The 26,088-nt window shown below is 75.3% G+C and carries 25 protein-coding genes; 16 read left to right on the top strand and 9 right to left on the bottom strand.

The features are described 5' to 3' along the window. The first annotated feature begins 135 nt into the window (after nucleotides 1-135). Nucleotides 136-954 carry a hypothetical protein gene (locus GOBS_RS21030; RefSeq protein WP_012950289.1) on the top strand — a complete coding sequence of 273 codons (819 nt, stop codon included), beginning with the start codon at nucleotides 136-138 and terminating at the stop codon, nucleotides 952-954. Here the strand turns inward: GOBS_RS21030 and GOBS_RS21025 are convergent. After that, a complete protein-coding gene (locus GOBS_RS21025; RefSeq protein ID WP_012950288.1) occupies nucleotides 929-1,939 on the bottom strand; it encodes a hypothetical protein in 1,011 nt (336 codons plus the stop codon). The two genes, GOBS_RS21030 and GOBS_RS21025, sit on opposite strands and share 26 nt — an antisense overlap. Before the next feature lie 89 nt (nucleotides 1,940-2,028). Then, a complete protein-coding gene (locus GOBS_RS21020; RefSeq protein WP_012950287.1) occupies nucleotides 2,029-2,484 on the bottom strand; it encodes a metallopeptidase family protein in 456 nt (151 codons plus the stop codon). Between the two features lie 149 nt (nucleotides 2,485-2,633). On the opposite strand from GOBS_RS21020, the gene GOBS_RS21015 reads away from it, so the two are divergent. The 5 genes from GOBS_RS21015 to manA all read left to right on the top strand — a co-directional run bounded on the left by GOBS_RS21015 (nucleotide 2,634) and on the right by manA (nucleotide 7,216). Beyond that, nucleotides 2,634-3,035, top strand: coding sequence for a DUF3499 domain-containing protein (locus GOBS_RS21015; protein WP_279432624.1), 402 nt, complete (start codon nucleotides 2,634-2,636; stop codon nucleotides 3,033-3,035). A 98-nt stretch (nucleotides 3,036-3,133) separates the two neighbouring features. Beyond that, nucleotides 3,134-4,498 (top strand): phosphomannomutase/phosphoglucomutase, encoded by a 1,365-nt coding sequence (locus GOBS_RS21010; RefSeq protein ID WP_012950285.1) that lies wholly within the window; start codon nucleotides 3,134-3,136, stop codon nucleotides 4,496-4,498. Further along, nucleotides 4,495-4,716 carry a Trm112 family protein gene (locus GOBS_RS21005; protein WP_012950284.1) on the top strand — a complete coding sequence of 74 codons (222 nt, stop codon included), beginning with the start codon at nucleotides 4,495-4,497 and terminating at the stop codon, nucleotides 4,714-4,716. Before GOBS_RS21010 ends, GOBS_RS21005 begins: the two co-directional genes overlap by 4 nt. Beyond that, complete coding sequence (locus GOBS_RS21000) at nucleotides 4,713-5,858, top strand: SIS domain-containing protein (RefSeq protein WP_012950283.1); 1,146 nt, start codon at nucleotides 4,713-4,715, stop codon at nucleotides 5,856-5,858. The genes GOBS_RS21005 and GOBS_RS21000 overlap by 4 nt, the downstream gene beginning before the upstream one ends. Nucleotides 5,859-6,040: 182 nt before the next feature. After that, nucleotides 6,041-7,216 carry a mannose-6-phosphate isomerase, class I gene (gene manA / locus GOBS_RS20995; protein WP_012950282.1) on the top strand — a complete coding sequence of 392 codons (1,176 nt, stop codon included), beginning with the start codon at nucleotides 6,041-6,043 and terminating at the stop codon, nucleotides 7,214-7,216. A gap of 14 nt (nucleotides 7,217-7,230) precedes the next feature. Here manA and GOBS_RS27780 read toward each other — a convergent pair whose 3' ends face one another. Both GOBS_RS27780 and GOBS_RS27775 read right to left on the bottom strand, forming a co-directional pair. Continuing rightward, nucleotides 7,231-8,277, bottom strand: coding sequence for a lysylphosphatidylglycerol synthase domain-containing protein (locus GOBS_RS27780; RefSeq protein WP_012950281.1), 1,047 nt, complete (start codon nucleotides 8,275-8,277; stop codon nucleotides 7,231-7,233). A gap of 7 nt (nucleotides 8,278-8,284) precedes the next feature. Then, complete coding sequence (locus GOBS_RS27775) at nucleotides 8,285-10,621, bottom strand: hypothetical protein (protein WP_012950280.1); 2,337 nt, start codon at nucleotides 10,619-10,621, stop codon at nucleotides 8,285-8,287. Between the two features lie 155 nt (nucleotides 10,622-10,776). Here GOBS_RS27775 and GOBS_RS20980 point away from each other — a divergent pair, with 155 nt between their 5' ends. Next, nucleotides 10,777-11,631, top strand: coding sequence for a glycosyltransferase (locus tag GOBS_RS20980; RefSeq protein WP_012950279.1), 855 nt, complete (start codon nucleotides 10,777-10,779; stop codon nucleotides 11,629-11,631). Here GOBS_RS20980 and GOBS_RS20975 read toward each other — a convergent pair. From GOBS_RS20975 to GOBS_RS20965, 3 genes are read right to left on the bottom strand one after another with little or no spacing between them, the layout of a single operon-like run. Next, nucleotides 11,555-12,508, bottom strand: a complete 954-nt coding sequence (locus GOBS_RS20975) for a Gfo/Idh/MocA family protein (RefSeq protein WP_012950278.1) — start codon at nucleotides 12,506-12,508, stop codon at nucleotides 11,555-11,557. The genes GOBS_RS20980 and GOBS_RS20975 overlap by 77 nt on opposite strands. Next, entirely contained in the window at nucleotides 12,505-13,608 is a 1,104-nt protein-coding gene (locus GOBS_RS20970) for a DegT/DnrJ/EryC1/StrS family aminotransferase (RefSeq protein WP_012950277.1), read from the bottom strand. The genes GOBS_RS20975 and GOBS_RS20970 overlap by 4 nt, the downstream gene beginning before the upstream one ends. Further along, nucleotides 13,605-14,198 carry an acyltransferase gene (locus GOBS_RS20965; protein WP_012950276.1) on the bottom strand — a complete coding sequence of 198 codons (594 nt, stop codon included), beginning with the start codon at nucleotides 14,196-14,198 and terminating at the stop codon, nucleotides 13,605-13,607. The genes GOBS_RS20970 and GOBS_RS20965 overlap by 4 nt, the downstream gene beginning before the upstream one ends. 474 nt (nucleotides 14,199-14,672) lie before the next feature. On the opposite strand from GOBS_RS20965, the gene GOBS_RS20960 reads away from it, so the two are divergent. The 8 genes from GOBS_RS20960 (at nucleotide 14,673) to hpf (ending at nucleotide 24,316) form a co-directional block, all read left to right on the top strand. After that, nucleotides 14,673-15,503, top strand: a complete 831-nt coding sequence (locus tag GOBS_RS20960; RefSeq protein WP_081448948.1) for a class I SAM-dependent methyltransferase — start codon at nucleotides 14,673-14,675, stop codon at nucleotides 15,501-15,503. A gap of 77 nt (nucleotides 15,504-15,580) precedes the next feature. Next, entirely contained in the window at nucleotides 15,581-16,492 is a 912-nt protein-coding gene (locus GOBS_RS20955; protein WP_012950274.1) for a GmrSD restriction endonuclease domain-containing protein, read from the top strand. A 147-nt stretch (nucleotides 16,493-16,639) separates the two neighbouring features. Next, on the top strand, nucleotides 16,640-18,127 hold the full coding sequence (ahcY, locus tag GOBS_RS20950; RefSeq protein ID WP_012950273.1) for an adenosylhomocysteinase: 1,488 nt from the start codon (nucleotides 16,640-16,642) through the stop codon (nucleotides 18,125-18,127). A gap of 277 nt (nucleotides 18,128-18,404) precedes the next feature. Then, nucleotides 18,405-19,121 carry an MtrAB system response regulator MtrA gene (gene mtrA / locus GOBS_RS20945; protein ID WP_012950272.1) on the top strand — a complete coding sequence of 239 codons (717 nt, stop codon included), beginning with the start codon at nucleotides 18,405-18,407 and terminating at the stop codon, nucleotides 19,119-19,121. 88 nt (nucleotides 19,122-19,209) lie between these two features. Then, the gene (gene mtrB, locus GOBS_RS20940) at nucleotides 19,210-20,955 is read left to right on the top strand and encodes an MtrAB system histidine kinase MtrB (RefSeq protein ID WP_012950271.1); all 1,746 of its coding nucleotides are present in this window, start codon (nucleotides 19,210-19,212) and stop codon (nucleotides 20,953-20,955) included. Beyond that, nucleotides 20,952-22,679, top strand: a complete 1,728-nt coding sequence (locus GOBS_RS20935) for an LpqB family beta-propeller domain-containing protein (protein ID WP_012950270.1) — start codon at nucleotides 20,952-20,954, stop codon at nucleotides 22,677-22,679. Before mtrB ends, GOBS_RS20935 begins: the two co-directional genes overlap by 4 nt. A gap of 132 nt (nucleotides 22,680-22,811) precedes the next feature. Further along, nucleotides 22,812-23,591, top strand: a complete 780-nt coding sequence (locus GOBS_RS20930; protein ID WP_012950269.1) for a ComF family protein — start codon at nucleotides 22,812-22,814, stop codon at nucleotides 23,589-23,591. A 38-nt stretch (nucleotides 23,592-23,629) separates the two neighbouring features. Then, nucleotides 23,630-24,316, top strand: coding sequence for a ribosome hibernation-promoting factor, HPF/YfiA family (gene hpf, locus GOBS_RS20925; RefSeq protein ID WP_012950268.1), 687 nt, complete (start codon nucleotides 23,630-23,632; stop codon nucleotides 24,314-24,316). A gap of 41 nt (nucleotides 24,317-24,357) precedes the next feature. Here hpf and GOBS_RS20920 read toward each other — a convergent pair whose 3' ends face one another. Further along, nucleotides 24,358-24,924, bottom strand: coding sequence for a GNAT family N-acetyltransferase (locus tag GOBS_RS20920; RefSeq protein ID WP_012950267.1), 567 nt, complete (start codon nucleotides 24,922-24,924; stop codon nucleotides 24,358-24,360). 10 nt (nucleotides 24,925-24,934) lie between these two features. Continuing rightward, nucleotides 24,935-25,327 carry a pyridoxamine 5'-phosphate oxidase family protein gene (locus GOBS_RS20915; protein WP_012950266.1) on the bottom strand — a complete coding sequence of 131 codons (393 nt, stop codon included), beginning with the start codon at nucleotides 25,325-25,327 and terminating at the stop codon, nucleotides 24,935-24,937. Nucleotides 25,328-25,369: 42 nt separating this feature from the next. Here GOBS_RS20915 and GOBS_RS20910 point away from each other — a divergent pair, with 42 nt between their 5' ends. Continuing rightward, a complete protein-coding gene (locus tag GOBS_RS20910) occupies nucleotides 25,370-26,071 on the top strand; it encodes an SDR family NAD(P)-dependent oxidoreductase (protein ID WP_012950265.1) in 702 nt (233 codons plus the stop codon). Nucleotides 26,072-26,088 lie beyond the last annotated feature (17 nt).

Here is a 26,088-nt window from a genome sequence, read left to right as displayed (position 1 = left end):
GCCGCGAGCTCGCGAGCGGTGGGGGGCAGGGGGTCCTTCACTGACACCAGCTCAGAGCTGTCCCCACAGCCGCCGACGGACCCCGTCGGCGGCTGTGGTGTTGTTCGGGACGTGGCGACCCCAGGTGTGCGCATCGTGACCGGCCGGACCGGCGTGGCGCGGGAGCTCCGCGCGGCCGGCCCGCTGCTCGCGGCGCTGCACGCCCCGGTGACCGCCCGCGCTCCCTGGCTGACCGCCGCGCTGGCCCTCGACGCCGGCCGCGTCGCCGGTCCCCGACCGGTCGCCGTCGTGGTCGACCCGCCCGGCGGCACGGAGGCCCCGCGGGCGCTCGCGACCCTGGTCCTGCGCGACGGCCCGCGGCTCACCGTGACGCTGCTCGGCGACGGCCTGCCGGTGCCCGGCGGTGCGGCCCCGGCCCGACTGCCGGCCCGGGACGACGCCGCTGCCGAGCGGCTGGCGGCCGGCGTGCTGGACATGCTCGACCGGGTGCGCCGGCCCTGGAGGCTGCGGCTGGCCGGCCTGCCCCTCGGCGACCCCACGCTGCGCGCGATCGGCCGGCTGCGGCCCGAGGCGGCGTTCGCCAACGCCCGCAGCGCGCGCCTCGTCGACACCCTCGACGAGGCCGGCCCGGTGCGCCGCACCCGGGACCCCGCCGAGGTCGAGCGCCGGCTGCCCGCGCTGCTGGCCGCGGAGCCCGACCGTCGGGCCCGCACCGCGTTGCGGGTGGCCACCCGGCTGCACGCCGCGATCGGTCAGGTCGAGCTGGCCACGGTGGCCGACGGCGACCGGCTGCGAGCCGGCCTGCTGACCCTGGTCGACGGCGGCGACCGGCGGCCGTGGTGGGGCACCCCGGACGCCGGCCTGCGCACCGAGATGGGCGCGCCGCTGGTCTCGCTGACCCTGCGCGGCGGCGGGCCGGCGGCCCTGCTCAGCCGGCGTACCGGACGGCGTTGAGCCCCGGTTCCTCGACGCTGGCGGCGCGGTCGGTGCCGAGGAACAACGTGCCCTCGGCGGCTGCCGCGCCGTTCCGGACCGGCCCGGCCGGGGAGACGGTGACCGTCAGGTCGTACCCCCGGCCGGTGTAGGCCGGCGCGGTGCCGATCGGCCGCGTGTAGGTGGGGAAGCGGCCGGTCAGCCGGAGGTCGCGGCCGTCCCTCGTCACGGTGAGGGCGGGGGAGGGCAGGTCGGCGTGCTCGGTCCGCGACCGCACGCAGCCCGCGGCGGCGGGGTCGGCGGGCGGCTCGGGGGTCAGGCAGTTCCAGGTCGGCAGCCGCAGGTGCGCCAGCGCCGTCCGGCCGTCCCCGGCCGCGGTCACGCTCACCGAGGGGTAACCCACCGTCGTCCCCACGGCCTGCCGCTCGACGACGATGCTGCCGAACGCCAGTCGTGCCACCACGCCGTCCCCGCCCAGCGGCACCGACCGGGCGGCGAGCACCCCCGCGCCGCCTTCGCCCGGCAGCGGGTCCACCGGCACGGCGGGCAGTGCCGGGGAGGTGGCCGGCGCCGGGGTCGTGCCCGCCCGCGGGGACGGCGCCACCGCGCTGGGAGCGGGGGTCCCCGGCGGGTCGCCACCATCGCGCGTCGCCACCGCCACGCCGGACAGCGCGGCCACGAGGACCAGCCCCGCGGCCGCCATGCCGGCCAGTACGCGGCGGGTGCCGTCCGGCGTGCCGGCAGGCTCGTCGCCGGCGTCCGCCACGGGTGCGGCGACCGGCGCGAGGAGGTCGCCGGGCGTGCCGGGCGGGCTCTCGAGGAAGCGTGGGAGGTCGTCGTCCGGCCAGCGCGACGCGGGCCGGGCGGGAGCCGCCGGGTCCCGCCCGGAGCGGGGAGGGGACGGGCTCCGCGGCCGGGTCAGCACCACCGCGGCCAGGCCGGCCAGCGCCACCAGCGCCAGGACCAGCACGACCCAGGGGACGGCGGCCGGCGCGGAGGAGTCCATCGCGACAGAGCATCGCAGGCCCCCTGCAGCGTCCCGGCCCCCTCCGGGGCACCGCCCCGACGTCGCGAGGAGTGGGAGCAGGGGGTCCTTCAGCCGGTGGGGTCGATCTCCTCCGGGTCGCGCCCCAGCAGGACGGCGACCTGGTCGACGACGACGTCGCGGACCAGGTCGGCGAGGTCGTCGCGGTCGTGCGCGCGCAGCTCCAGCGGCCGGCGGTAGACGACGATCCGCGGCGGCACCTCCCGGGTGCCGTCCCGGTGCGCGGGCAGCACGCGGGCCAGCGGCACGCTGCCGTCGTCGAGCACGTCGGCGTCGAGCACCACCTCGTCGGGGCTCGTGTGCTCCACCCAGGGCACGTCCTCGACGGCGAACTCGACGCCGGCGAGCTCCTTCTCCCACCGCCGCTCGAGGTCCTCGACCGCGTCGAGGACCAGGTCGTCGAACTGCGCGGCGCGACTGCGGGCCAGCGGGACGCCGTCGGGTACCAGGCGGCCGCGCAGCCCCCGGCCGTGCCGGTCGCGGCGGGATCGGGCGGGTCGGCTCATGACGGGTGCGAGCGTACGGCCGGGGCGATCGGGGGCGCGCCCGGTGCGGGGTCGGGCACGGGCCGCAGCGGGCGCGCGACGGGGTGCACGGGGCCGTCGTGCAGGATGGGACTGCTGCTCCGCGGGGGCGCCGAAACCCGGTGCGCCTGATGCCAACCACCGGGGTACGCGTCTACTGTGCGGTGCGTGAGGAACCGGTGGTGAGGCAGTCACGTCGCTGCTCGCGCAGCGGCTGCGCGCAACCGGCGGCAGCGACCTTGACCTACGTGTACGCGGAGTCGACCGCTGTCGTCGGCCCGTTGGCGACGTTCTCCGAGCCGCACAGCTACGACCTCTGCGAGTTCCACGCCGGGCGGCTCACCGTGCCGCGCGGCTGGGAGGTCGTCCGGCACGAGATCGACGTCGAGGACTCCGGTCCGACCGGGGACGACCTGCTGGCCCTGGCCGACGCCGTCCGCGAGGCCGCCCGGCCCGAGCCCCCGCGCAACCCCGCCGACGACGGCAGCGGCACCCGCCGAGGCCACCTGCGGGTCCTGCCCGACATCACCTGAAGGAGGACCCCGTCCTCCCACGCCACGGCCCCGCTGCAGGGTCCCGCCGCGAGCATGCGAGCGATGGGGGGCAGCGGGGTCCTTATAGTGTCGCCCGCGTGCGCAACCTGTCCGTGATCATCAAGGCCTACGACGTCCGCGGCGTCGTCCCCGACGAGTGGGACGAGGGGATCGCCCGCCGGATCGGCGCGGCGTTCGCCGAGCTCGTCTGGCAGGAGAGCGGCGCGACCGCGGTGGTGACCGCGCACGACATGCGCGACTCCTCGGTGCCCCTGTCGCGGGCCTTCGCCGAGGGCGTCCTGTCCCGCGGCGTCGACGTCGTCGAGGCCGGGCTCGGGTCCACCGACCTGCTCTACTTCGCCTCCGGCTCCCTCGGCGTCCCCGGCGCGATGTTCACCGCCAGCCACAACCCCGCGCAGTACAACGGCATCAAGCTCTGCCGCGCCGGCGCCACCCCGGTCGGGCAGGAGTCGGGCCTGGCCACCCTCCGCGAGTGGGCCGAGCGCGACTCCTACGACCGGGTCCCCGATCGGACCGCGTCGATCAACCAGCGGGACCTGCTCGCCGAGTACGCCGCGCACCTGCGCTCGCTGGTCGACCTCTCGGCCATCCGGCCGCTGCGGGTCGTCGTCGACGCCGGCAACGGCATGGGCGGGCACACCGTCCCGGTGGTGCTCGCCGGCCTCCCGCTGGAGGTCCTGCCGCTGTACTTCGAGCTCGACGGCTCCTTCCCCAACCACGAGGCCAACCCGCTGGACCCGGCCAACCTGGTCGACCTGCAGGCCGAGGTGCGCCGCACCGGCGCCGACATCGGGCTGGCCTTCGACGGGGACGCCGACCGGGTCTTCGTCGTCGACGAGCGCGGGGAGGCGGTCAGCCCCTCGGCGGTCACCGCGCTGGTCGCCGTCCGCGAGCTGGCCAAGGGCCGGGGGACGACGGTCATCCACAACCTCATCACCTCGCGCGCGGTGCCGGAGATCGTCCGCGAGCACGGCGGGGAGCCGGTGCGCACCCGCGTCGGGCACTCCTTCATCAAGGCCGAGATGGCGCGCACCGACGCCGTCTTCGGCGGGGAGCACTCCGCGCACTACTACTTCCGCGACTTCTGGCGGGCCGACACGGGCATGCTCGCCGCCATGCACGTGCTGGCGGCGCTGGGGGAGCAGAGCCGGCCGCTGTCGGAGCTGACCGCCGGCTACAGCCGCTACGCCGCCTCGGGCGAGATCAACTCGACCGTCGCCGACGCCGCGGGCCGCACGCGGGCCGTGCGGGAGACGTTCGAGGAGCAGGACGGCGTCACCGTCGACGAGCTCGACGGGCTGACCGTGGACCTGCCGGACGGCTCGTGGTTCAACCTGCGGGCCAGCAACACCGAACCGCTGCTGCGGCTCAACGTCGAGGCGCCGGACGAGGCGCGGATGACCCGACTGCGGGACCGAGTGCTGGAGATGGTGCGCGCATGACCACGAGTTCCCCCACCGACCCGGCCGGCCCGCTGGGGCTGGACCCCGCGCTGCTGGCGATCCTGGCCTGCCCCGACACCCACCACAGCCCGCTGGTGGTGGACGAGGCGGCGAGCGAGCTGGTCTGCAGCACCTGCGACCGGGCGTTCCCGGTGCGCGACGGCATCCCCGTGCTGCTGCTGGACGAGGCGCGGCGGCGGGGCACGGGGGCGGCATGACGCCGCCGGAGCTGGCCGAGGAGGTCCTCGACGACCTCGACGTGCTGCGCGCCCGGGACCCGCGCGGCCTGCTGCCGGCGGTGGCCGGCGCCGGCGCGCAGGTCCGGGAGACCTCGCGGCTGACCGAGGAGGCCGGCCTCGAGCGGGTCACCACCGGCGGCCGCCCGCGCGGGCTGGTCATCGTGGCCCGCCGCGAGGGGGCGGTGGCCGCGCAGGTGCTGCGGGCGCTGCTCGGCCCGACCAGCCCGGTCACGGTGGACGTCGTCCCCGGGCCCGACCTGCCGGTGTGGACCGGCCCCAGCGACATCGCCGTCGTCGCCACCCGCACCGGCGCCGGCCGCTACGCCGTCACCCCGGCCTACGAGGCGGCCCGGCGCGGCGTGACGCTGCTGGGCATCGGCGCCGAGGACGCCCCGCTGCGTGCGGCCTGCTCCACCGCCCGCGCGCCCTACGTCCCGCTGCCGCGCTCGCGGGTGCGGCACACGACGCTCTGGTCGTTGCTCACCCCGATGGTGCAGCTGGCCGTCGGCCTGGACCTGGTGTCCGAGAGCGCGGCCGACCTGGAGGCGGTCGCCGCGGCGCTCGACGAGGTCGCCGCGGAGTGCGGGCCGGCCCGGGAGTCCTTCGTCAACCCGGCCAAGACGCTGGCCCTGGAGCTGCTCGACGCGCTGCCGGTGATCGCCGCCGAGGGGCCGCTGGCCGGCACCGCCGCCACCCGCATCGCCGACCAGCTCGCCACGCTGGCCGGCCTGCCGGTCACCACCTTCCGAATGCCGGACCAGCGGGTCGCCGCCTGCGCGGTGCTGCGCGGCCCGCTGGCGCCCGAGGGCGGCGAGGACGACTTCTTCCGCGACCGCGCCGAGGACACCGGCCGCCGGCTGCGGCTGCTCACGGTCCGCGACGCCGACGCCGGCGAGCACGACGGCGCGGGCGAGCGTGAGCCCCGGTCGGCCCGCGAGGCGCTGTCCGAGGCGCTGCGCAGCGCAGCAGTGGCCAACGTCCCGGTCAGTGCACTGGCCGAGCACGGGGACCCGGAGCGCTACGGGCGGCTGCCCCGCCTGGCCCGGCAGCTGGCGGTGGCCGACTTCACCGCCGTCTACCTGGCCCTGGCCCTGGACGCCGAGAGGTCCGCCTCCGGATGAGCGGCGACCCTCTCCGGCTGCTGCCGTGTTCGCGACCAGGCTGCTCGGCCTGGACGGTGCGCGCCGCCCGCGAGCAGGCCGGCCCCGTGCGGACGGCGGGCTGACCCGATCGGGGGACCGCCGCCGCGGTTGTGGCCCGCGCCATGCCTGCGGGGGCGGAACGGCCAGTAGCCTCCCGGCTGATGTGGTCCCTCAACAGCGCCGTCCGCTTCTACCCGTGGGGGAGCCGGACGGTCATCCCCGAACTGCTCGGACAGCCCAGTCCGGCACAACAGCCGCACGCCGAGCTCTGGATAGGGGCGCACCCGGACGAGCCCAGCCTGCTGGCCGACGGCCGTCCGCTGGACCGGGCCATCGCCCAGGAGCCCGACCGGCTGCTCGGCGCGCCGGTCGTGACGCGCTTCGGTCCGCGGCTGCCGTTCCTCATGAAGGTGCTGGCCGCCGACCGGCCGCTGTCGCTGCAGGCGCACCCGACGATGGAGCAGGCGGCGGCCGGCTACGCCGCCGAGGAGGCCGCCGGCATCCCGAGGGACGACCCGACGCGGACGTTCAAGGACCCGTGGCACAAGCCCGAGCTGCTGCTGGCGGTGACCACCTTCGAGGCACTGTGCGGCTTCCGGCCGGTCGAGGAGTCGCTGCACTGCCTGGCCAAGCTGCAGCTGCCCGAGCTCAAGCCGACGATCGCGGCGCTGGCCCGCGGTGGGCTGCGGGCGGCCATCCCGCAGCTGATCGCGCTGTCCGGCCGGCGCCGGACCTCCCTGGTCGAGGCCGTCGCGGGCAAGGCGGCCTCCTTCGTGGCCGCCCACGACCCGGAGTTCATCAACACCTACCGCTGGGCGGCGACGCTCGCCGCTGCCTACCCGGGTGACCCCGGCGTCGTCATCTCGTTGATGTGCAACCACCTCAAGCTGGCACCCGGCGAGGCTGTGTTCCTGCCGGCCGGCAACCTGCACGCCTACCTGAGCGGCGCAGGGGTCGAGGTCATGGCCAGTTCGGACAACGTGCTGCGCGGTGGACTGACCCGCAAGCACGTCGACCTGGCGGCGTTGATCGAGGTGCTCGACTTCACCGACGGCCGGATCCCGGTCATCCACCCGGTGCTCGGGCCGGGCGGGCTGCGCTACCCCGTGCCGGTCGAGGACTTCGACCTCACCCGGGTGCAGCTCGACGACGGGACCGGGACGCTGACCACCTCCGGGCCGCAGGTGCTGCTGTGCACCGAGGGCCGGGCGGTGCTGGCGGCGGCGGACGGCGAGCTGGTCCTGGAGAAGGGGCAGTCGGCGTTCGTCCCGGCCGGGGAGCCGGTCGCCGCCCGCGGTCCCGCGCTGATCTACCGGAGCACGACGAACCTGCGCTGACCACTCCAGAGCGGTCAGGCGGGTGCTCTGTGCCGGGTCGCGACCCGGGCAGCGAGCGTGGCCGCGCCGGCGGAGACCAGCTCGACGACGGTGAACAGCACGCGAGACACGACGGCCAGGGCCAGGGCCTGCCCGTAGGGCAGGACCGCGGCCAGTGCCGCCACGACGACGACCTCCCGGGCCCCGATGCCCGAGGGCAGCACGAAGGCGACGAGGCCGGCGGTCATCGCCACCCCCATGGTCCCCACGCACAGGACGAGCAGCAGCGCCGGGTCCGTCGAACCGGCGGCGGGAAGTGTCGCGACCAGCACGAACAGGTGGACGCCGTACAGCAGGTAGCCCAGCAGGCTCAGGGCGCTCGCCCGGGCGATCGCCCCGCCGACGAGGCGTTGCGGGAGAGGGTGCTGGCGCAGCAGCCCCAGCACCCGGTCGACGAAGTACGTCAGCGCTGTGGGGTGCAGCAGAGCGAGCCCGACAGGCAGCAGGGCGAACAGCCACAGCAGGACCGGTCGACTGCCGGCCAGCGCCGGGACGGCGAGCAGACCGGCGAGCAGTGAGGTGACGACGGCGACTCCCGCAGTCAGCAGCGAGGCGGTCAGAGCGCGGGCCCGGGAGATCCCGACCGACCGGGCCAGCTCCATCTGCAGCAGGACGGCCACCACCGAACCGGGCACGTACTTGCCGAGCTGGCCGACGAGGTAGATGGTCGCGGCCTCCGGGACCCGTACACGCGTGCCCATCGCGGCGAGGGTGGCGCGCCAGACGAGCGGCCCGAGCAGCACCCCCGCCGTCATCACCACCAGCGAGATGAGCACGTGCCCCCACGGCAGTGAGTGCACCGTGGCGGACACCGCGGGCCAGTGCCGGACCACCTGGCCGGCGGCCACCGCCACGACGGCGAGGACCGTGAGCCTCCGCATCCAGGCCAGCAGGCCCGACCTCCGGCTGCCGGACGGGACGTCTCCGATGGCCCGGGCGGCCGACTCGGCGACCTCGTCGGCGCCCGGGCCGCCGTCCGTGTCCCCGCCCGGCGTGGTGCCGGGCGACCGCCCGCTCCTCACCGGTGCATCACCGCCGCGACGCACCCGCCGGGACGGCGTCCCCGTGCCCGTCCGGTCCCTGCGCGGCCCTCGCCGGCACGTCCGTGCGGTCGGCGGAGCGGCGTGCCGTACCGCGCCGTCCCCGCCGCCGCCTCCGGGCGATGAGCCAGCCGGCCGACTGGGCGAGGCTGACGAGAGCCGCGACGGCGAGAGCCGCAGCACCCACCGACAGGCCGGGTGAGCGGAAGGTGATCTCCAGGTGGTGCCGGCCGGCCGGCACGTCGACGGTGAGCAGGCCGGCGGGACCGTCCTGCACGGTGACCGGCTCCCCGTCGAGCGTCGCGGTGTGGCCCGGCCAGGCGAGCCGGGCGAACACCAGGCGCCCCGCGGTGGCGGCGCGGACGGACACCGACTCGTGGGCGGGTGAGCTGCGGTCGGACAGGACCTCGACGCCCGGCGACACCCAGGACAGCCGGCTGTCGTACCCGACGACCGGCTCCCGGACCCAGACGGTCCGCAGGTCGTCGCGGGCCGCGACCGACCACCCGTCCGGCGGCGGCCCGGCGGCGGGGCCGGGGAAGAGCCGGGCATCGATCACCAGGGTCTGCACGCGCAACAGGTCGACTAGGGGCACGCCCGTGGCGCCGGCCGGTCGCAGGGCGCGGTCGAGGGCCTCCGGGCACACCTGTCCCCGGTAGTCCATGCACAGGGCGTCGACGAACTCTGCGAAGCCCATGCCGCTGTACCGCACGATCGACTCGTGCCCGGACATGAGGGTCTCGTTGCCGAACAGCAGGTCACCGGCCGGCCGCGCCGGGACCGTCACCGACGACGCCTCAGAGGCCAGCTGCAGCACCGTGCCCTGGTAGGAGGACGTGCGCTCCCGCACCTCGGCGATCGTGACCGGCGGGGGCAAAGGGGTGGCCGCGTCGGCTGCGTCCGCTGCGTCGGGTTGCTCGGGCGGAGGCAGCGGCAGCTGACCGGTCTGGTAGGTGACGACCAGGACGGTGCCCACGACCAGGACCGCGGCGGAGAGGACCGGCCCGCGCCGGTGGAACGCGGCCACGGCCAGGAGGACGAGCGCGAGGACGACGAGCGCGGCGACGACGTGCACCAGGGCGAGGTCGGGCCGGACGGCGAAGGAGAGGTGGCCGCCCACGGCCACGACCGCGACCGTCGCCAGCGTCCGCGCGCGGATCCGGTCCATCGCGAACCCCTTCGACAGGAGGAGCGCGAGGACGACGGCGAGCGCGAGGTAGAAGTACTCGATCAGCCGGATCGGCCAGCGGAAGAGCCAGAGGTTGGACGGCCCGAGGGCAAGTACCCCGAACACGGCGGCGGCGACCACCACGCTGGTCACCGGACGGTCGGGGCGCCGCCACCCGTGCCACCGCACCCACGGCAGCAGCGGGAGGGCGAACCAGAGGAAGTAGGTCGAGGGCAGGCGCTCGATGAGTGCGCCACCCCAGTTGAGGATCGCGGGGACGTAGGTGGGGGCGCTCGAGGCGGCGACGTCACCCAGCTGGGGGACGAGGAACGTGTCGTTGGCCAGCATCGCGATCTGCTGGCGCTCGGTCACCGGCAGCGTCCCCACCAGCGGCAGGAAGACGAGGGCCGCGGTGGCCCCCACACAGGCCCCGGTCAGCACGAGTCCCACCAGCCGGCGGTGGTCCCGGCGCGCGAGGAGCTCGACGGCGATGCCGGCGAGCACGACGACCATCCCGAGTGCTGCGTACGGGTTGCCGGTCGTCATGCCGAGGGCGCCGAGGACGAACGGCACGACCGGCAGGAGGTGGCCGCGGGACTGACGGTGGGCCGCCCACCAGAACCAGGTCACCCAGGTGAACGCCATGAGCCCTGCCGGCCAGCCGGACGCCTCGTAGAACAGGGTGAACCCCATGACGGGGACGCCCAGGGCGACGACCACCGCGGCCACCCGGCAGGCCCCGTACTCGCGGAACAGGAGGTAAGCGCCCATGCCCAGCAGGGTCAGGAACTGTATCTGCACGACGGCGGCGGCCGCGGCCAGGTCGTCGAACAGCGAGACGAGCACGTAGTCCAGCAGCTGGACCGGGTTCCACAGCGCATAGGCCGCCTCGGCGGCGTAGTTGCCGCCGCTCCAGCCGGCGGGGTCCATCGGGGACCACTGCCCGCTGCGCAGTCGCTCGCCGAAGTGGTGCCACAGCGGGACGAAGGACTCGGGGTTGTCCCCGCGGTAGTAGAACGTGTGCCGCTGCAGGAACGGGATCGCCGTCATGGCGGCGACCGCGAGCCCGACGCCGACGACGACCACGGCCTCGGGAACCCGGTTCCGGCGGCGGTCGGCGGTCGGCGGGCCGGTCGACCTCCCCGCAGCGGTGCTCACCGAGAGGCCTCTCCTCCGTGGTGCCCGGGATCCGTGGTCATCCCTCGTCGTTCACGGTCGGCGCGGGCGCGCGGTGCTGTGACGTTACCCTCCGAGAGCGGATCCGCCCCCTGAGCTGGCACGGGACGAGTGGGGCGGGACGGGAGCCAGCGGGCATGGACGAGTCGGCACCCACGCCGGTGAGTGGATCGGCTCAGGCCGCCGCGAGGCGCGCCCTCACCTACGTCGTCCCGGCGCACAACAGCACGCTGGCCATCGAGCCCACGCTCCGCGCGCTGGCGAGCCGACTGGCCGACCGGGACGCCGAGGTGATCGTCGTCGAGAACGGTTCGACCGACGGCACCCCTGCCCTGCTCCTGGGGATCGCGCAGACCTGGGCCCACCCCGGGGTACCCCTGCGGCTCCTCCGGTCGGCCAAGGGGATGGGCAACGCCTACCGCGCCGGCATCGCCGCCAGCCGCGGGGAACGGGTGGTCCTGACGGCGGACGACCTGCCGTTCGGGTTCGACGACCTGGACGCCGCCGAGGGCGTGGACCCCACCGCCCACCCGGTGGTCATCGGGTCCAAGGGGCATCCGGACTCCGACGTCGACCGGGGGCTCCTGCGGCGGGTCCTCAGCTCGGGCTTCCGGGTGCTGCGACGCGTGGTCCTGGGGATGCGGACGCTCGACCCGCAGGGCACGTTCGTGCTGGCCGGCGACTGGGCGCGCGAGATCGCTCCTCGGCTCGTCGAGCCCGGCTACCTGGTGACGACGGAGCTGTGCCACGTCGCCGAACGCTCGGGCGTGCGGCCGCTGGAGGTGCCGGTGCGGCTCTCCCCGCAGCACCGCGACCATCGCAGCCGCATCGCCGTGCGGGACGTCTGGCAGATGGCCGTGGGGCTGCTGGCGATCCGGCGCCGGCACGCCATGAGCGCCCCGCACGGGCGCCGGCTCAGTGGTAGCGCGGACTTGCCGACCTCTGCACGGCCAGGGCCAGCTCGAGGGCCCGTCGACCCTGGACGCCGGTGACCCGGGGGACCTGTCGATGGGCGACGCACTCGAGGAAGTGCTCTAGCTCGAGCGCCAGTGGCTCGCCATGGTGCTCGAGGAAGGGGATCTCGATGTGCCCGCTCTGCCGGTAGCGCGCGCCCCCCTCGGTGAGGAACTCGTCGCGGTCGACCCGGTGGATCGTGAGGTCCTGGCGCACCAGGTCCAGGACGACGAAGTTGGCGCGCTGGGTCAGCTCGATGCGGCGGATCTTGCTCTGCCCGACCCGACTGGCCGTGACGGTCGCCGTCACCCCGTTCCTGAACTGGAGCAGGGCGGTCGCGAGGTCGAGGGAGTCGGTCCGCTCCCGGCGACCGATCCCCTCGACCCGCTCGACGTCGGAGCCGGCCAGCGCGAGGGCGAGCTCGAGGTCGTGGATCATGAGGTCGAGGACGACGTCGGCCGTGACCCGCGGGGAGAACGGGCCCATGCGGGTCACCTCGAGGTGCAGGAGGTCCTCGACCAGGCCGTCGAGCTGGAGCACCACGGGGTTGAAGCGCTCGACGTGGCCCACCATCAGGATCCGGTCGTTCTCGCACGCCGCCTGGATGAGGGCATCCGCGTCCTCGACCGTCGTGGCGACGGGCTTCTCGACCAGCAGGTCCACGCCGGCCTGGAGCAGGGGGACGCCGACCTCGGCGTGCACCTCGCTGGGAACGGCGACGACGGCGGCCTCGGCGTGCTGGGCGACCGCTCCGGGATCGGCGCTGTACCCCGCGCCCACGGAGGCGGCGAGCGCCCGGCCGCGCCGGCCGTCCTGGTCGACGACCAGCGTGCACTCCGCCTCGGGCAGGCGACGCAGGATCCGGGCGTGGTTGGTCCCCATGAGCCCCGCGCCGACGACGGCCACCCGGGTCACCGGAGCACCTCGGTGACCGCCTCGATGATCCGGTCGAGTTCGGTCCGGCTCAGCCGGGGGTGGACCGGGAGGGACACGACCTCGGCCGTCACCTGCGCCGCGACGGGCGTCTCGTCGACGACGACCCGCGGGTGGTCTCGGTGACTGGGGTGGTCGTGGACCAGCCTCGGGTAGTAGACGCCGGCCCGGATGCCTCGCTCCGCCAGCCCGGCCACGACACCGTCCCGGTCCACTGCCGCGTCTGCGGTGACCCGCACCGTGTACTGGTGGAAGACGTGCTCGCGTCCGGCCGGCACGGAGGGGAGGCGCAGACCGGGCACGGAACGCAGCCCCTCCGACAGGTGGGCCGCGTGGGCGCGCCGGGCGTCGTTGATCGCCTGGAGCCGGTCGAGCTGGGGGAGGGCGATCGCCGCCTGGAGATCGGTGAGCCGGTAGTTGTGGCCGGGCACCTCGTACCGGTACGGCACCCGCATGCCGTGGTTGCGGAGCAGACGGAGCTGGTCGGCGACGTCCGCGTCCGCGGTCGTGATCATCCCGCCCTCACCGCACATGACGTTCTTGGTCGCGTAGAACGAGAAGCACCCGACGCCGAAGGACCCGACGGAGCGTCCGCCGACCCGTGCACCGTGCGCCTGGGCGGCGTCCTCCACGATCGACAGTCCCCGCTCCCGGGCGAGCTCGTCGAACCGGGGCATGTCCGCCGGCAGCCCATAGAGGTGCACCGGCAGGACGACCCGGGTCCGCTCGCCGACCAGTGCCCGCGCGCACTCGACGTCGAGGCAGAAGTCCTCCGTGACGTCGGCGAAGCGTGCGGTCGCTCCCGACTCGAGGATGGCGTTCAGCGTCGCCACGAAGGTGAACGGCGAGGTGATCACCTCGTCACCCGGTCCGACCCCCAGCGCCTGGAGCGCCGCGACCAGCGCGGTGGTGCCGCTGTTGACGGCGACGGCCTGCCCGACGTCGTGCGCGGCGGCGAACCGTTGTTCGAGCTGCTCGACCTTCGGCCCCTGGGTCAGCCGTCCTGAGCGCAGGACCTCGAGGACGAGCGCCTCCTCGTCCGGGCCGATGGCGACGGCGGAGATCGGGATCGGCTCGTTCACACCTGCGCCGCTCGGTGCTCCGCCGTCCCGTCGCGGTGATCGGTGCACCGGAGGTCGCCGGGGGGCTCCGCGGCACGGCTGACCACCTCGCCGCACTCGCACACCCATCCGGCGGGGCGGGCGGGGTTGCCGACGACCAGCTGGTGCGGCTCGACGTCCCGGGTCACCACCGAACCCGCGGCGACCATCGCCCAGCGGCCGAGCACGGTGCCGCAGACGATGGTCGCGTTGGCGCCTATGGAGGCGCCGTCGTGCACGAGGGTGGGGGTGACCGACCACTGGCCGGCCGATGCGCGGGGCCGCAGGTCGTTGGTGAACACGGCGCTCGGGCCGACGAAGACCTCCGACCCCAGCCTGACCCCGTTGTAGATGGAGACGTTGTTCTGGATCTTGCACCGGTCGCCGACCACGGCACCCGAGTCCACGAAGACGTTCTTGCCGAGGACGCAGCCTGCTCCGATCACTGCGCCGGCGCGGACGTGGGCGTGGTGCCAGATCCGGGTGCCCGCACCGATCTGCGCCGCATCCTCGATGACGGCCGTCTCGTGGGCAGCCACCGGGTGCCGCGCGGGCTCCTGTGCCGAAGCCATATCTCCGTCCGGGTCGGTGTGGTCCGGATCACAGCCGGACCGGTCGAGGGCAGCGTACGGCGATCCCACGACGCCGCCACCGGTTCGGAACCGCGTCCGTGCGGCTCGGCCACGCCCGGGCCCGGGCGTGGCAGAGCCGCCGCCCCCGGCCGGACGCCCAGCGTCGAGACCGTCGGTACCGCGTTGGAGGAGGCCGGTGACCCCGGCGTCGTCATGTCGCTGGTGTGCGACCACCGATGAACCTGCGCTGAGCGCCGTCCGCTCCCGCTCCTCGGCGGCGGGGACGTGCACCCGCCCTCGGCGGCGGAGACGTGCACCCGGGTGGTGGTGTACCGGCTGCCCGGGGTGGGCACCGGACTGCTCGCCGTGGCCGCCGCGACGCCGGTGGACGGGTGCGGGCAGCCGTGGAGACCTGGCGGCGGAGCACCCCGGAGCCGCGGCTGGGGAGGGGTGCGCGTGTCCGGGGGGCTACGGATGCGACCCGGCCTGCTGCCGGCCGCGGTGCGGCGCTGGCTGGTCCGGACGGCGGTGGCGCCGGTCGAGGCCCGGTTCGCCCGCCGGGTGGAGGCGGCCGTGCGCGCGGAGGCCGACCGGGTGGAGGCGGCCCTGCGCGCGGAGGCCGACCGGGTGATCCGGGCGGTGCACGAGGTCGAGTTCCGGGAGCGGCGGGACCTCCTCGCGGCGGGGGAGCGGGACGCGGCCGTCGCCTCGGCTCGGTTCGCGGCCCGCGAGATGTCGACCGCTCTCGCCTTCCACGACCCGGTGAGCACCCTGCGGTACGCCGTCGAGATCGCCCCGCCCGGCGGCCTGGCGTTGGAGTTCGGCGTCTTCCGAGGGAGCTCGCTGGAGGTCATCGCCGAGGGACGTGGTCGCCACGACGTGTACGGCTTCGACTCCTTCCAGGGGCTGCCCGAGGACTACCGCCCCCACGTGCGGGCCGGCGCCTTCGCCACGGACGGGTTGCCCGACGTCGCCGGCGCCGAACTCGTCGTGGGCTGGTTCCAGGACACCCTCCCCGGCTTCCTCGCCGCGCACCCGGGCCCGGTGCACCTGCTGCACGTCGACGGAGACCTCTACTCCTCGGCGGTGACCGTCCTCGAGCACGTCGGACCCCGGCTGGTCCCCGGGTCGGTGGTGGTCTTCGACGAGTTCTTCAACTTCCCGGGCTGGGAGCAGCACGAGTACCGGGCCTGGCGAGAGCACCTCGGGCGCACCGGGGCCCGGGTGGCCTATGCGGCGTACACGTCGAACAACGAGCAGGTCGTCGTCCGCGTGCTGGAGCCCGGGACCACCGCCGGGGACTGACCCGGGCGTGGCGTCCCGGCGGTGCCCGGTCGGCGGCCTAGCGTCGAGACCGCCCGTCCGCGCGTCGGAGGAGTCCCGTGACCCCCCGCACCACCGCAACGCCGTCCAGGGTGCGCCGCGGCGCCCTCCTCGGCGGGACCGTCCTGGTCCTGCTGACCGGCTGCGTGCTGCCGCCCGGCGGCGGGGAGCCGGCCGGCGGTCCGCTGACCGGCGTCCTGGACGACGCCGCCGCCGACCAGGCGATCGCCGCCGCGCCGCCGGGCTCCGCGCTGGCCGCCCTCGCCGACGTCGAGGTGCGTGGCCGGGCGCCGCGCACGGGGTACGAGCGCGACCGGTTCGGCGACGGCTGGGTCGACACCGACCGCAACGGCTGCGACACCCGCAACGACGTGCTGGCCCGCGACCTGACCGGCGAGCGGTTCCGGTCCGGCAGCGACTGCGTCGTCGTCTCCGGCACCCTCGAGGACCCCTACTCCGGGCGCACCATCGAGTTCCGCCGCGGCGAGGAGACCAGCGACGACGTGCAGATCGACCACGTCGTCGCGCTGTCGGACGCCTGGCAGAAGGGCGCCCAGGGCTGGGACGCCGACCGGCGCACGACCTTCGCCAACGACCCGCTCAACCTGCTCGCCGTCGACGGGCCGCTCAACATGCAGAAGGGGGACGGCGACGCCGCGACCTGGCTGCCGCCGAACACCGCCTACCGGTGCGCCTACGTCGCCCGGCAGGTCGCGGTGAAGACCGGCTACGGGCTGTGGGCCACCCGGGCCGAGCGCAACGCCACCGCCACCGTGCTCGCCGGTTGCCCCGCGGAACCGCTGCCCGGCGACCCGGCGACGGAGGCGTCGGCGACCCGGCCGGCGCCGGCGGGCACCACCTACGCCGACTGCGAGGCGGTGCGGGCGGCCGGTGCGGCGCCAATCAGGCGCGGTGAGCCGGGGTGGAGCGACGCCTTCGACGGCGACGGTGACGGGGTCGGCTGCGAGTAGGACGGGGTCGGCTCGCGTATCGTGGGTGACGGCACGAGCCCCGCCGAAGCCTCGGCATGCTCGCTCTCCCCGCCCGTGCGGGGATCGCAGCGACACTGCATCCGACACGCATCGCCCGGCTCGTGGGCCGGGCGGATCTGGAGCGACATGACCGCCACCACCACCGGCACCCGTGTACTGACCGACGGCGACTTCAAGGTCGCCGACCTCTCCCTGGCCGGCTTCGGCCGCAACGAGATCCGGCTCGCCGAGCACGAGATGCCCGGCCTCGTGGCCCTGCGCGCCGAGTACGGCGACCAGCAGCCGCTGGCCGGGGCCCGCATCGCCGGCTCCCTGCACATGACCGTGCAGACCGCCGTCCTCATCGAGACCCTCGTCGCGCTCGGCGCCGACGTGCGCTGGGTCAGCTGCAACATCTTCTCCACCCAGGACCACGCCGCCGCGGCGATCGTCGTCGGCGACGGCACCCCCGAGCAGCCCGCCGGCGTCCCGGTGTTCGCCTGGAAGGGCGAGACGCTGGAGGAGTACTGGTGGTGCACCCAGCGGCTGTTCGAGTTCCGCGACGAGGCTGGTGCGGTCGTCGGGCCGAACATGCTGCTCGACGACGGCGGCGACGCCACGCTGCTGGTGCACCTGGGCACCCGCTTCGAGGCCGACGGCGCGGTTCCGGACACCACCGAGGCCGACTCCGAGGAGTACGGCGTCATCCTCGAGGCGCTCCGCGGCACCCTGGCCGCCGACGCCGGCTACTGGACCGGCATCGGCCGGGGCATCAAGGGCGTCACCGAGGAGACCACGACCGGCGTCATGCGCCTGTACGAGCTGGCCCGCGACGGCCGGCTGCTGTTCCCGGCGATCAACGTCAACGACTCGGTGACCAAGAGCAAGTTCGACAACCTCTACGGCTGCCGGCACTCGCTGGTCGACGGCCTCAACCGTGCCACCGACGTGATGATCGGTGGCAAGGTCGCGGTCGTCTGCGGCTACGGCGACGTCGGCAAGGGCTGCGCGGAGGCGCTGCGCGGCCAGGGTGCCCGGGTGGTGGTGACCGAGATCGACCCGATCAACGCCCTGCAGGCGGCGATGGAGGGCTACCAGGTCAGCACGCTCGACGACGTGATCGACCAGGCCGACATCATCGTCACGGCCACCGGCAACCGCGACGTCATCACCGCCGAGCAGCTCGGCCGCACCAAGCACCAGGCGATCGTCGGCAACATCGGCCACTTCGACAACGAGATCGACATGGCCGGCCTGGCCCGCACCCCGGGCATCACGAGGACGAACATCAAGCCGCAGGTCGACGAGTGGCGCTTCGCCGACGGCCACACGATCATCGTCCTCTCCGAGGGGCGGCTGCTGAACCTGGGCAACGCCACCGGCCACCCCAGCTTCGTGATGAGCAACTCGTTCTCCAACCAGGTGCTCGCGCAGATCGAGCTGTGGACCAACCGGGCCGCCTACGAGGGCCAAGAGCCCTCGGTGACGGTCCTGCCGAAGAAGCTCGACGAGCACGTGGCCCGGCTGCACCTCGGTGCCCTGGGCGTGAAGCTCACCGAGCTGACCAAGGTGCAGGCCGACTACATCGGCGTCCCGGTCGAGGGCCCGTACAAGTCCGAGCACTACCGCTACTGACGGAAGGGCCCCCTTCCTCCCCACCCTTCGCAGGCTCAGGGTGGGCCCCTGGAAGGGGGCCGTTCCAGCACCTCACCTGGCTCGCGGCGGGGCCCTGCAGCGGGGGCGTTCCAGCCTGTCGCCGGGCTCCGCCGGGGGCCGCCGTCCTCCCGCTCCTCGTGAGCTCGGGGGCGGGGCCCGGGACGGGGCCCGCGCGGCCACGCGATCGGGGCACGGAGGACACCCGTCCGGAGCACTCCGGGCGGGTGTCCCCGTTTCGCGCTCGGCGCAGCGCAGAATGGTGGTCGTGCCACCCACCGCTCCCCAGAACGGGCCCTCTCGCGGCCGAGTCCTGGTCGTCGACGACGACGCCGCCCTCGCCGAGATGCTCGGCATCGTGCTCCGGCGCGAGGGCTACGAACCCGCCTTCGTCTCCGACGGCAACCGCGCGGTGGGCGCGTTCCAGCAGACCCGCCCCGACATCGTGCTGCTCGACCTGATGCTGCCCGGCCGCAACGGCCTGCAGATTTGCCAGGACATCCGCACCCAGTCCACCGTCCCGATCGTCATGCTCACCGCCAAGGGCGACACCATCGACGTCGTCCAGGGGCTCGAGGCCGGCGCGGACGACTACGTCACCAAGCCGTTCAAGCCGGTCGAGCTGGTGGCCCGGGTGCGTGCCCAGCTGCGCCGCGGGGAGACCGGGCAGGCGGAGAACCTCTCGATCGGCGACGTGCAGATCGACGTCCCGGCGCACCAGGTCACCCGGGACGGCGTGCCGATCGCGCTGACCCCGCTGGAGTTCGACCTGCTGGTCGCCCTGGCGCGCAAGCCGCGCCAGGTGTTCACCCGCGAGCTGCTGCTCGAGCAGGTGTGGGGCTACCGGCACGCCGCGGACACCCGGCTGGTCAACGTCCACGTGCAGCGGCTGCGCGCGAAGATCGAGCGGGACCCGGAGAAGCCGGAGATCGTGCTGACCGTGCGGGGAGTCGGCTACAAGGCCGGCCCGCCGTGACCGGGCAGGCTCGCGGGCGCCGCAGCGATGAACGAGCGAGCCGCGGCCGTGGACCGGGGAGAACCGTGATCCGGCGGACCCGTCGGCCGTGAGCACCACGCGGCCCGCGCCTCCCGCAGCCGGTGCGCCGCCCGATGCCTCGTCGTCCTCCGGCACTCCGGGGCAGGCGCCTGGGCCCGGGCCGCGCCGGACGCCGTCGGCCGACCTCGGTGCGCTGCGCCGCGAGCTGCGGCGGCGGGCCGTCCGGACCCGCCGGCTCACCACGGGGCTGGTCGCACGGGCGGTGGCGGCCTGGCGCTCGTCGCTGCAGGTCCGGATCGGCGCGATCACCATGCTCGTGGCCGGCACGGTGGTGGTCATCGTGAGCCTGGTGCTGTTCAGCCAGATCCGCACGCAGCTGCTGTCGGTCAAGGAGCAGGCGGCCATCGACCAGGTGCAGACCGGCGTCATCTACGCGCAGACCGAGGTGGCGGGGATCGCCGCCGGCGACAGCGCGAGCGTGCGGGCGACGCTGGACCGCACCGTCCGGCAGCTGCGCGAGAGCAGCGGTCCGGCCGGTGACTTCGAGGTCGTCATGGTCTACCGGACCGGTGACTCCGAGCGGCCGCCCGCGGTCAGCCAGCGCGGCATCTACCCGGCCATCCCCGCCGAGCTGCGGGCCCAGGTCGCCTCCGGGGGCCAGTACGCGCAGTACGCGATGGTCCCCGACGGCAGCGGGCAGCCCCGGGCCACCTACCTCGTCGGCGCTCCGGTGCCGACCGGGGCGGCCGGCGCCGAGCAGATCGAGCTGTACTACGCCTTCCCGCTCGAGCAGGAGGCGGAGAGCCTGTCGCTGTTCCGCACCACGGTGGTCATCAGCGGGATCGCGCTCACCGTCCTGGTGGTCGGGATCGCCCTCCTGGTGACCCGGCTGGTGGTCGACCCGGTGCGCCAGGCCGCGGGCACCGCGCAGCGGCTGGCCGAGGGGCAGCTCGAGGAGCGGATGGCCGTCCGCGGCGAGGACGACCTGGCCCGGCTGGCGACCAGCTTCAACGCGATGGCCGACAGCCTGCAGCGGCAGATCACCCAGCTGGAGTCGCTGTCGCAGCTGCAGCAGCGCTTCACCTCCGACGTGTCGCACGAGCTGCGCACGCCGCTCACCACGGTCCAGATGGCCGCCGAGGTGCTCTACGAGTCCCGAGAGGACTTCCCGCCACACGTGGCGCGCTCGGCGGAGCTGATGCACGCCGAGCTCGACCGCTTCGAGGTGCTGCTCACCGACCTGCTGGAGATCAGCCGCTACGACGCCGGGGCCGCCGTCCTCGACTGGGAGCCGACCGACCTCGGTGCGCTCGTGCGCCGGGTGGCGGCGGGGATGTCGGCGCTCGCGGAGCGGCACGGCTGCGAGCTGACGGTGTCCGGCCCCGCGCAGGACGTCATCGCCGAGGTCGACGCCCGCCGGGTCGAGCGGATCCTGCGCAACCTGGTCGGCAACGCGATCGAGCACGGCACCGGGAAGCCGGTGGAGGTCACCTGGGCGGCCAACCGGACGGCGGCGGCGGTCACCGTGCGCGACCAAGGCGTGGGGCTGTCCTCGGCCGAGGCGCAGCACGTGTTCGACCGCTTCTGGCGCGCCGACCCGTCGCGGGTCCGCACCGTCGGCGGCAGCGGGCTGGGGCTGTCGATCAGCCTGGAGGACGCGCGGCTGCACGGCGGCTGGCTGCAGGTGTGGGGACAACCGGGCGCCGGTGCGCAGTTCCGGCTGACCCTGCCGCTGACCGCGGGCACCGACCTCACCAGCTCGCCGCTGCCGCTGCGGCCGGTGGCCCTGCGCCCACCCGGGGCGGCCCGGTGACCCGCCGGGGTGCCGTCCTCGGGGCGGTGCTGCTGGCGCTGGTGACCGGCTGCTCCACCGTCCCGACGAGCACGCCGGTAGTGGAGATCACGCAGGCGCCACCGCGCGCGGACAGCCCGGTCGGCATCGAGCCGCTGTCGCCGGAAGCCGGCGCCACCCCGGAGGAGGTCGTCCGCGGCTTCCTCGACGCCGCCGCCAGCACCGTGCGCGGGCACCCCGTGGCCCGCGAGCACCTGGCCCCCGAGCCGCGGGGGTCCTGGTCGGACGACGCGGGCATCACCCTGCTCGGCGCCGACTACGCCACCGTCACCACCGACGCCGGCACCGTCGTCGTCACCGGCGAGCTGGTCGGCACGATCGACCAGCGGGGCGGGTTCACCGTGGACGGGCAGGAGGTCTACTCGCGGGAGTTCCGCCTCGAGCAGGTGGACGGCGAGTGGCGGATCAGCGACCCGCCGGACGGGCTGCTCATGCTCGAGCCGGACTTCGAGCGCCTCTACGAGCAGCGCGACCTCTACTTCCTCGACCCGACCGGTCAGCGGTTCGTGCCCGACCCGCGGTACCTGATCACCGGCGAGGCCCAGCCGACGGTGCTGGTCGAGCGGCTGCTCGCGGGGCCGTCGGCGGTGCTGGCCGCGGGCGTCCGCAACGAGCTCGAGGGCGCCGCGCTGGGCAGCACGGTGACGGTCTCCGCGCAGGCGGTCACCGTCGACGTGACCGGGGTGGCCGACGCGACGCCCACTCGCCTGGCCGGACTGTCGGCCCAGCTGGTCTGGACGCTGGGCCAGCTGCCGTCGGTGCGCTCGGTGGAGGTCCTCGTCGACGGCGACCCGCTGACCCTCGACGGCGTGCCCGCGGTGCAGACCGTCGACACCTGGACCGCCCTCGACCCCGACGCCGCCCCGGTGGACGCGGTCGGGCACTACCTGGTCGACGGCGCGCTGTGGACGGCGACCGACGCCCCGGCGCCGGCGCCCGGCCCGGCCGGTACGGGTGTCTACGGGCTGTCCAGCGCCGCGGTCGCGACCGACCCGAGCACCGGCGAGCTGACCCAGATGGTCGGGGTGACCCAGCGGGACGGCCAGGCGACGCTGCTCACCGGCCCCTACGACGGCGACCTCACCCCGGTGCTGCCGAGCGGCTCGCTCACGGTGCCGACGGTGGCCCCTGCCCGCCAGGAGTTCTGGGTGGTCCGCGACGGCTCGACGGTGGTGCGGGTGGCCGGTGGCGGGCCCCCACAGGCGGTCAACGCCGTCACCCTGCCGGGCCTGGGCCGGGCCACCGCGCTGCAGCTCTCGCCCGACGGGGTCCGGGCCGCGGTCGTCGTGGAGGACGGCCAGCGGCGGAGCCTGCACGTGGGCACCGTGGTGCGCTCGGACGACGGCCCGGTGGCGCTGCGCGACTGGCGCGAGGTCGCGCCGGCGCTGGGCCAGGTGGTCGACGTCGCGTGGCGGACCTCCGGCAGCCTGCTGGTGCTGGCCGGGGACGCCGGCGAGGAGCGGACCGTGCCCTACCTGGTCGACGTCGACGGCTGGGACCTCTCGCCGGTGCCCACCGCCGGGCTGCCCAGCCAGGCGACCCAGGTCGCCGCGGCGCCCGAGCGCCCGCCGCTGGTCAGCGCCGGCGGCACGATCTGGGAGTGGCAGGTCGCCGGGGGCACCTGGGTGACCCTGGTCCGCGGCCAGCAGCCGCAACCGGGCACCGAGCCGTTCTACCCGGGCTGATCGAGGACCCCGTCCTCCTCATCCCTCGCACGCTCGAGGACGAGCCTCTGGACGGGGCCGTTCCAGCACGTCACCGTCCACAGATCCCCGCCGACGCTGGGCGCGGCGCGCGCGGGGCACGAGGCTGGGGGAGTGGACGGCGGGGTGCTCGCGGCGCTGGCCGACCTGCTGCTGCCGCGCGAGTGCGCCGGGTGCGGTGTGCCGGGCGCGGTGCTGTGCCGGCGGTGCGCCGCGCTGCTCGCCGTTCCGCACCTGGCCCAGCCGCGGCGCTTCCCGGCGGGCTTCCCGCCCACGGTGGCCGCCGGCGCCTACGCCGGGCCGGTGCGCCCGGCGGTCAACGCCTTCAAGGAGCGCGGCCGGGCCGAGCTGTCCCGCCCGCTGGGCGCCGCCCTGGCGCTGGCCGTCGCCGGCGTGCTCGCCGGGCTGTCCACGCGGCTCGGGCCGGTCCGGCTGGTCCCGGTACCCAGCGGCGCCGCCGCGCTGCGCGCCCGCGGCCGGGACCACGTCCGCGAGCTGACCGCCCGCGCGGTCGCCGAGCTCCGGGCGGCGGGGGTGCCTGCGGAGGAGGCGCGGTTGCTGCGCCGCAGCGGACGCGCCGCGGACTCCGCGGGGCTCTCGGCGGCACAGCGGCGGGCCAACCTGGCCGGCACCTTCGCGCTCCGGGACGGCGCGCGCGAGCTGCCCGACGGGGCGGTGCTGGTGGTCGTCGACGACGTCGTCACCAGTGGCGCGACGCTCACCGAGGCGGCCGCGGTGCTCGCGCCGGCCGCTGGCCCGGCCGGCCCCCCGGTGCTCGCCGCGGTCGTCGCGGCGACCCCGCGGCGGCCTCCCGCGCGAGCCCCGCAGCACGTCCCACCAGGTGGCCGTGGGGGGCCTGCTGATCGACTGTCGGGACCCGGCGACGCGGACTAGCGTGGGTTCGATCACAACCCGAACGACCGGGAGGTCTCATGGAGATCGTGGTCCGTGGCCGGAACGTCGAAGTCCCCGAACACTACCGACAGCACGTCGAGGACAAGGTCGGCCAGTCCGATCGGTTCGACGGGAAACTCAAGATCCTGCGCATCGACGTCGAGCTCTTCCACGAGAAGAACCCGCGCCAGTCCGGCAAGTGCCAGCGCGTGGAGATCACCCTCCGCGGCAAGGGCCCGGTGGTCCGCGCCGAGGCGGCCGCGCCGGACTTCTACGCGGCGCTGGACCTGGCCGCCGGCAAGCTCGACCACCGGCTGCGCAAGGCCGCCGACCGCCGCCGCGTCCACCACGGACGACGGACCCCGGCCAGCGTGCGGGTGGGCGGCGGCGCCCCCGACACCGACGTCACCGAGTCCTTCGACCGCGACCGGGAGCTCGCGGAGGGGCCACACGTCACCGACCTCGACGAGCACCTCCCCGGCCAGATCGTGCGAGAGAAGCACCACCCGGCCACCCCGATGCACGTCGACCAGGCCCTCCACGAGATGGAGCTGGTCGGCCACGACTTCTTCCTCTTCCTGTGCGCCGACACCGGGCAGCCGACGGTCGTCTACCGCCGGCACGCCTACGACTACGGGCTCATCCGGCTCGTCGACGCACCGCTGGACGGCACCGGCGCGCGGCAGTCCGCCGCGCCCGCGGAGCCCGCGGCGACCCGGGCCTGACGCCGGGGCGGGGGTGCGGCGACCCCGCACCCCCGCCCTGCTCACCCCTCCCGCAGCCGCCCGAAGAGCACCGCGTCCGCGCGGCGGCCGTCGCGGTAGGCCAGGCACCGGCGGACGACGCCCTCACGGGTGAAGCCGGCCCGCTCCGCCACCGTCTGCGACGCGACGTTGTCCACGTCGGCGAACAGGTGCACCCGCTCCGCGCCGTACCCGAAGGCCCAGTCGGCCAGCCCCCGGGCGGCCTCGCTGGCGTAGCCCCGGCCGCGGGCCCACGGCGCGGTCCAGTAGCCGACGTCCGGCCCCAGCAGGCCCCCACCTCCGTCCAGGTGCCGCACACCGCAGGCGCCGACCAGGCCGCCACCGGCCTCCACGGCGGTGTCCAGCGCGGTGCCCCTGGCGCGACCGCGCGCGGCGGCCACGGTGACGAACTCCTCGGCGTCGGCCCGCGTGTAGGGCTCCGGGAGGTTCGGCAGCCACCGCCGGTGCCCGGGGTCCTGGCAGGCCCGGAACACGGCGTCCGCGTCGTCCGGGCGGAACGGGCGCAGCACGAGCCGCGCGGTGCGGACCACCGCGGTGGTCAGGTCGACGCCGGTGAGGTCGAGGGCCATCGACCCATGGTCAGGGGTTGCCCAGCACCCGGTCGACCGAGATCTCCAGGACGACCCGCGCCGGGTTCTCCCGGGGGGTGCGGTAGCGGCGGGCGTAGCGGGCCTCGGCGTCGGCGACCGCAGCCGGGTCGTCGCGCACCACCGCCGTCCCCTCGAGGGTCACCCAGCGGCGGCCGTCGACCTGGCACACCGCGACCCGCGCACGGCCGGCGCGGACGTGCCGGGCCTTGGCCGAGGTCCCCGAGGTAATGACCCGGGCGGTGCGGGTGGCGGCGTCGTAGGTGACCCCGACCGGGACGACGTGCGGGCTGCCGTCGGCGCGCAGCGTGGTAAGCGTGGCCAGGTGCCGTTCGGTGAGGAAGGTCAACAGGCCGTCGGGCAGGTCGTCGAGGTCGTGGGCCACGGAGCGAGGTTAGGTCGTGCACGACCGGGGCATGCGCCGTCCATGGAACTCGCGGGTGCGAGGGTCCTCGTCGCCGGGGCGACCGGGGTGCTGGGCGGGGAGCTGGCGCGGGCGCTGGACGGCGCCGGGGCCAGGGTGGCGCTGACCGGCCGGGACGGCGGCGCGCTGCGGGCGCTGGCCGGGGAGCTCGGTGGCGTCCCCGCGGTGGTGGTCGACGCCGTCGACGTCGAGGCGGTCCGCGCCGCGGTGGACGTCGCGGTGGCGGGCCTCGGTGGCCTGGACGCCGTGGTCGTCGCCTGGGGTGTGGTGGCCTTCGGCCCGGCGGCGGAGGCCGACGACGCGGTGACCGAGGAGCTGTTCGCGGTCAACACGCTGGCGCCGATGAGCCTGGTCCGCGCCGCGCTGCCGCACCTTCCGGATGGTGGTGCGATCGTGCTGCTGTCGGCCATCGTGGCCGACGCCCCGACGCTGCAGATGGCCGAGTACTCGGCGAGCAAGGCGGCGCTGTCGGCCTGGGCCGGTGTGCTGCGCCGTGAGTTGCGGACCCGTTCGATCACCGTGCTCGACGTCCGGCCGCCGCACATCGACACCGGGCTGGTCGACCGCGCCCTCGCCGGCGACCCGCCGCGTCTCCCCCCGGGACACGACCGCGCCGAGCTGGTCGCGGCGGTGCTCGACGGGCTCCGACTGGGCGGCCGGGAGATCGTGTTCGACCCGGGCGAGAAGCGGCTCGTCCGCCGCTGAGCGTCGCGGTCGCCCAC

This window comes from Geodermatophilus obscurus DSM 43160, assembly GCF_000025345.1.
Lineage (GTDB): Bacteria > Actinomycetota > Actinomycetes > Mycobacteriales > Geodermatophilaceae > Geodermatophilus > Geodermatophilus obscurus.
The sequence above is the reverse complement of the archived record's forward strand: the minus strand, read 5'-3'. Positions and strand labels throughout refer to the sequence as shown.

Bases quoted from the DNA above. Each gene is read 5' to 3' on its own strand.
- GOBS_RS21020 (WP_012950287.1), bottom strand. From the start codon at position 2,484: ATGAGCCGACCCGCCCGATCCCGCCGCGACCGGCACGGCCGGGGGCTG.
- hpf (WP_012950268.1), top strand. From the start codon at position 23,630: ATGGAGATCGTGGTCCGTGGCCGGAACGTCGAAGTCCCCGAACACTAC.
- GOBS_RS21000 (WP_012950283.1), top strand. From the start codon at position 4,713: ATGACGCCGCCGGAGCTGGCCGAGGAGGTCCTCGACGACCTCGACGTG.
- mtrA (WP_012950272.1), top strand. From the start codon at position 18,405: ATGGTGGTCGTGCCACCCACCGCTCCCCAGAACGGGCCCTCTCGCGGC.
- GOBS_RS21005 (WP_012950284.1), top strand. From the start codon at position 4,495: ATGACCACGAGTTCCCCCACCGACCCGGCCGGCCCGCTGGGGCTGGAC.
- GOBS_RS20920 (WP_012950267.1), bottom strand. From the start codon at position 24,924: ATGGCCCTCGACCTCACCGGCGTCGACCTGACCACCGCGGTGGTCCGC.
- GOBS_RS20910 (WP_012950265.1), top strand. From the start codon at position 25,370: ATGGAACTCGCGGGTGCGAGGGTCCTCGTCGCCGGGGCGACCGGGGTG.
- GOBS_RS20965 (WP_012950276.1), bottom strand. From the start codon at position 14,198: ATGGCTTCGGCACAGGAGCCCGCGCGGCACCCGGTGGCTGCCCACGAG.
- GOBS_RS20980 (WP_012950279.1), top strand. From the start codon at position 10,777: ATGGACGAGTCGGCACCCACGCCGGTGAGTGGATCGGCTCAGGCCGCC.
- GOBS_RS21025 (WP_012950288.1), bottom strand. From the start codon at position 1,939: ATGGACTCCTCCGCGCCGGCCGCCGTCCCCTGGGTCGTGCTGGTCCTG.
- GOBS_RS20960 (WP_081448948.1), top strand. From the start codon at position 14,673: ATGCGACCCGGCCTGCTGCCGGCCGCGGTGCGGCGCTGGCTGGTCCGG.
- manA (WP_012950282.1), top strand. From the start codon at position 6,041: ATGTGGTCCCTCAACAGCGCCGTCCGCTTCTACCCGTGGGGGAGCCGG.
- ahcY (WP_012950273.1), top strand. From the start codon at position 16,640: ATGACCGCCACCACCACCGGCACCCGTGTACTGACCGACGGCGACTTC.
- GOBS_RS21015 (WP_279432624.1), top strand. From the start codon at position 2,634: ATGCCAACCACCGGGGTACGCGTCTACTGTGCGGTGCGTGAGGAACCG.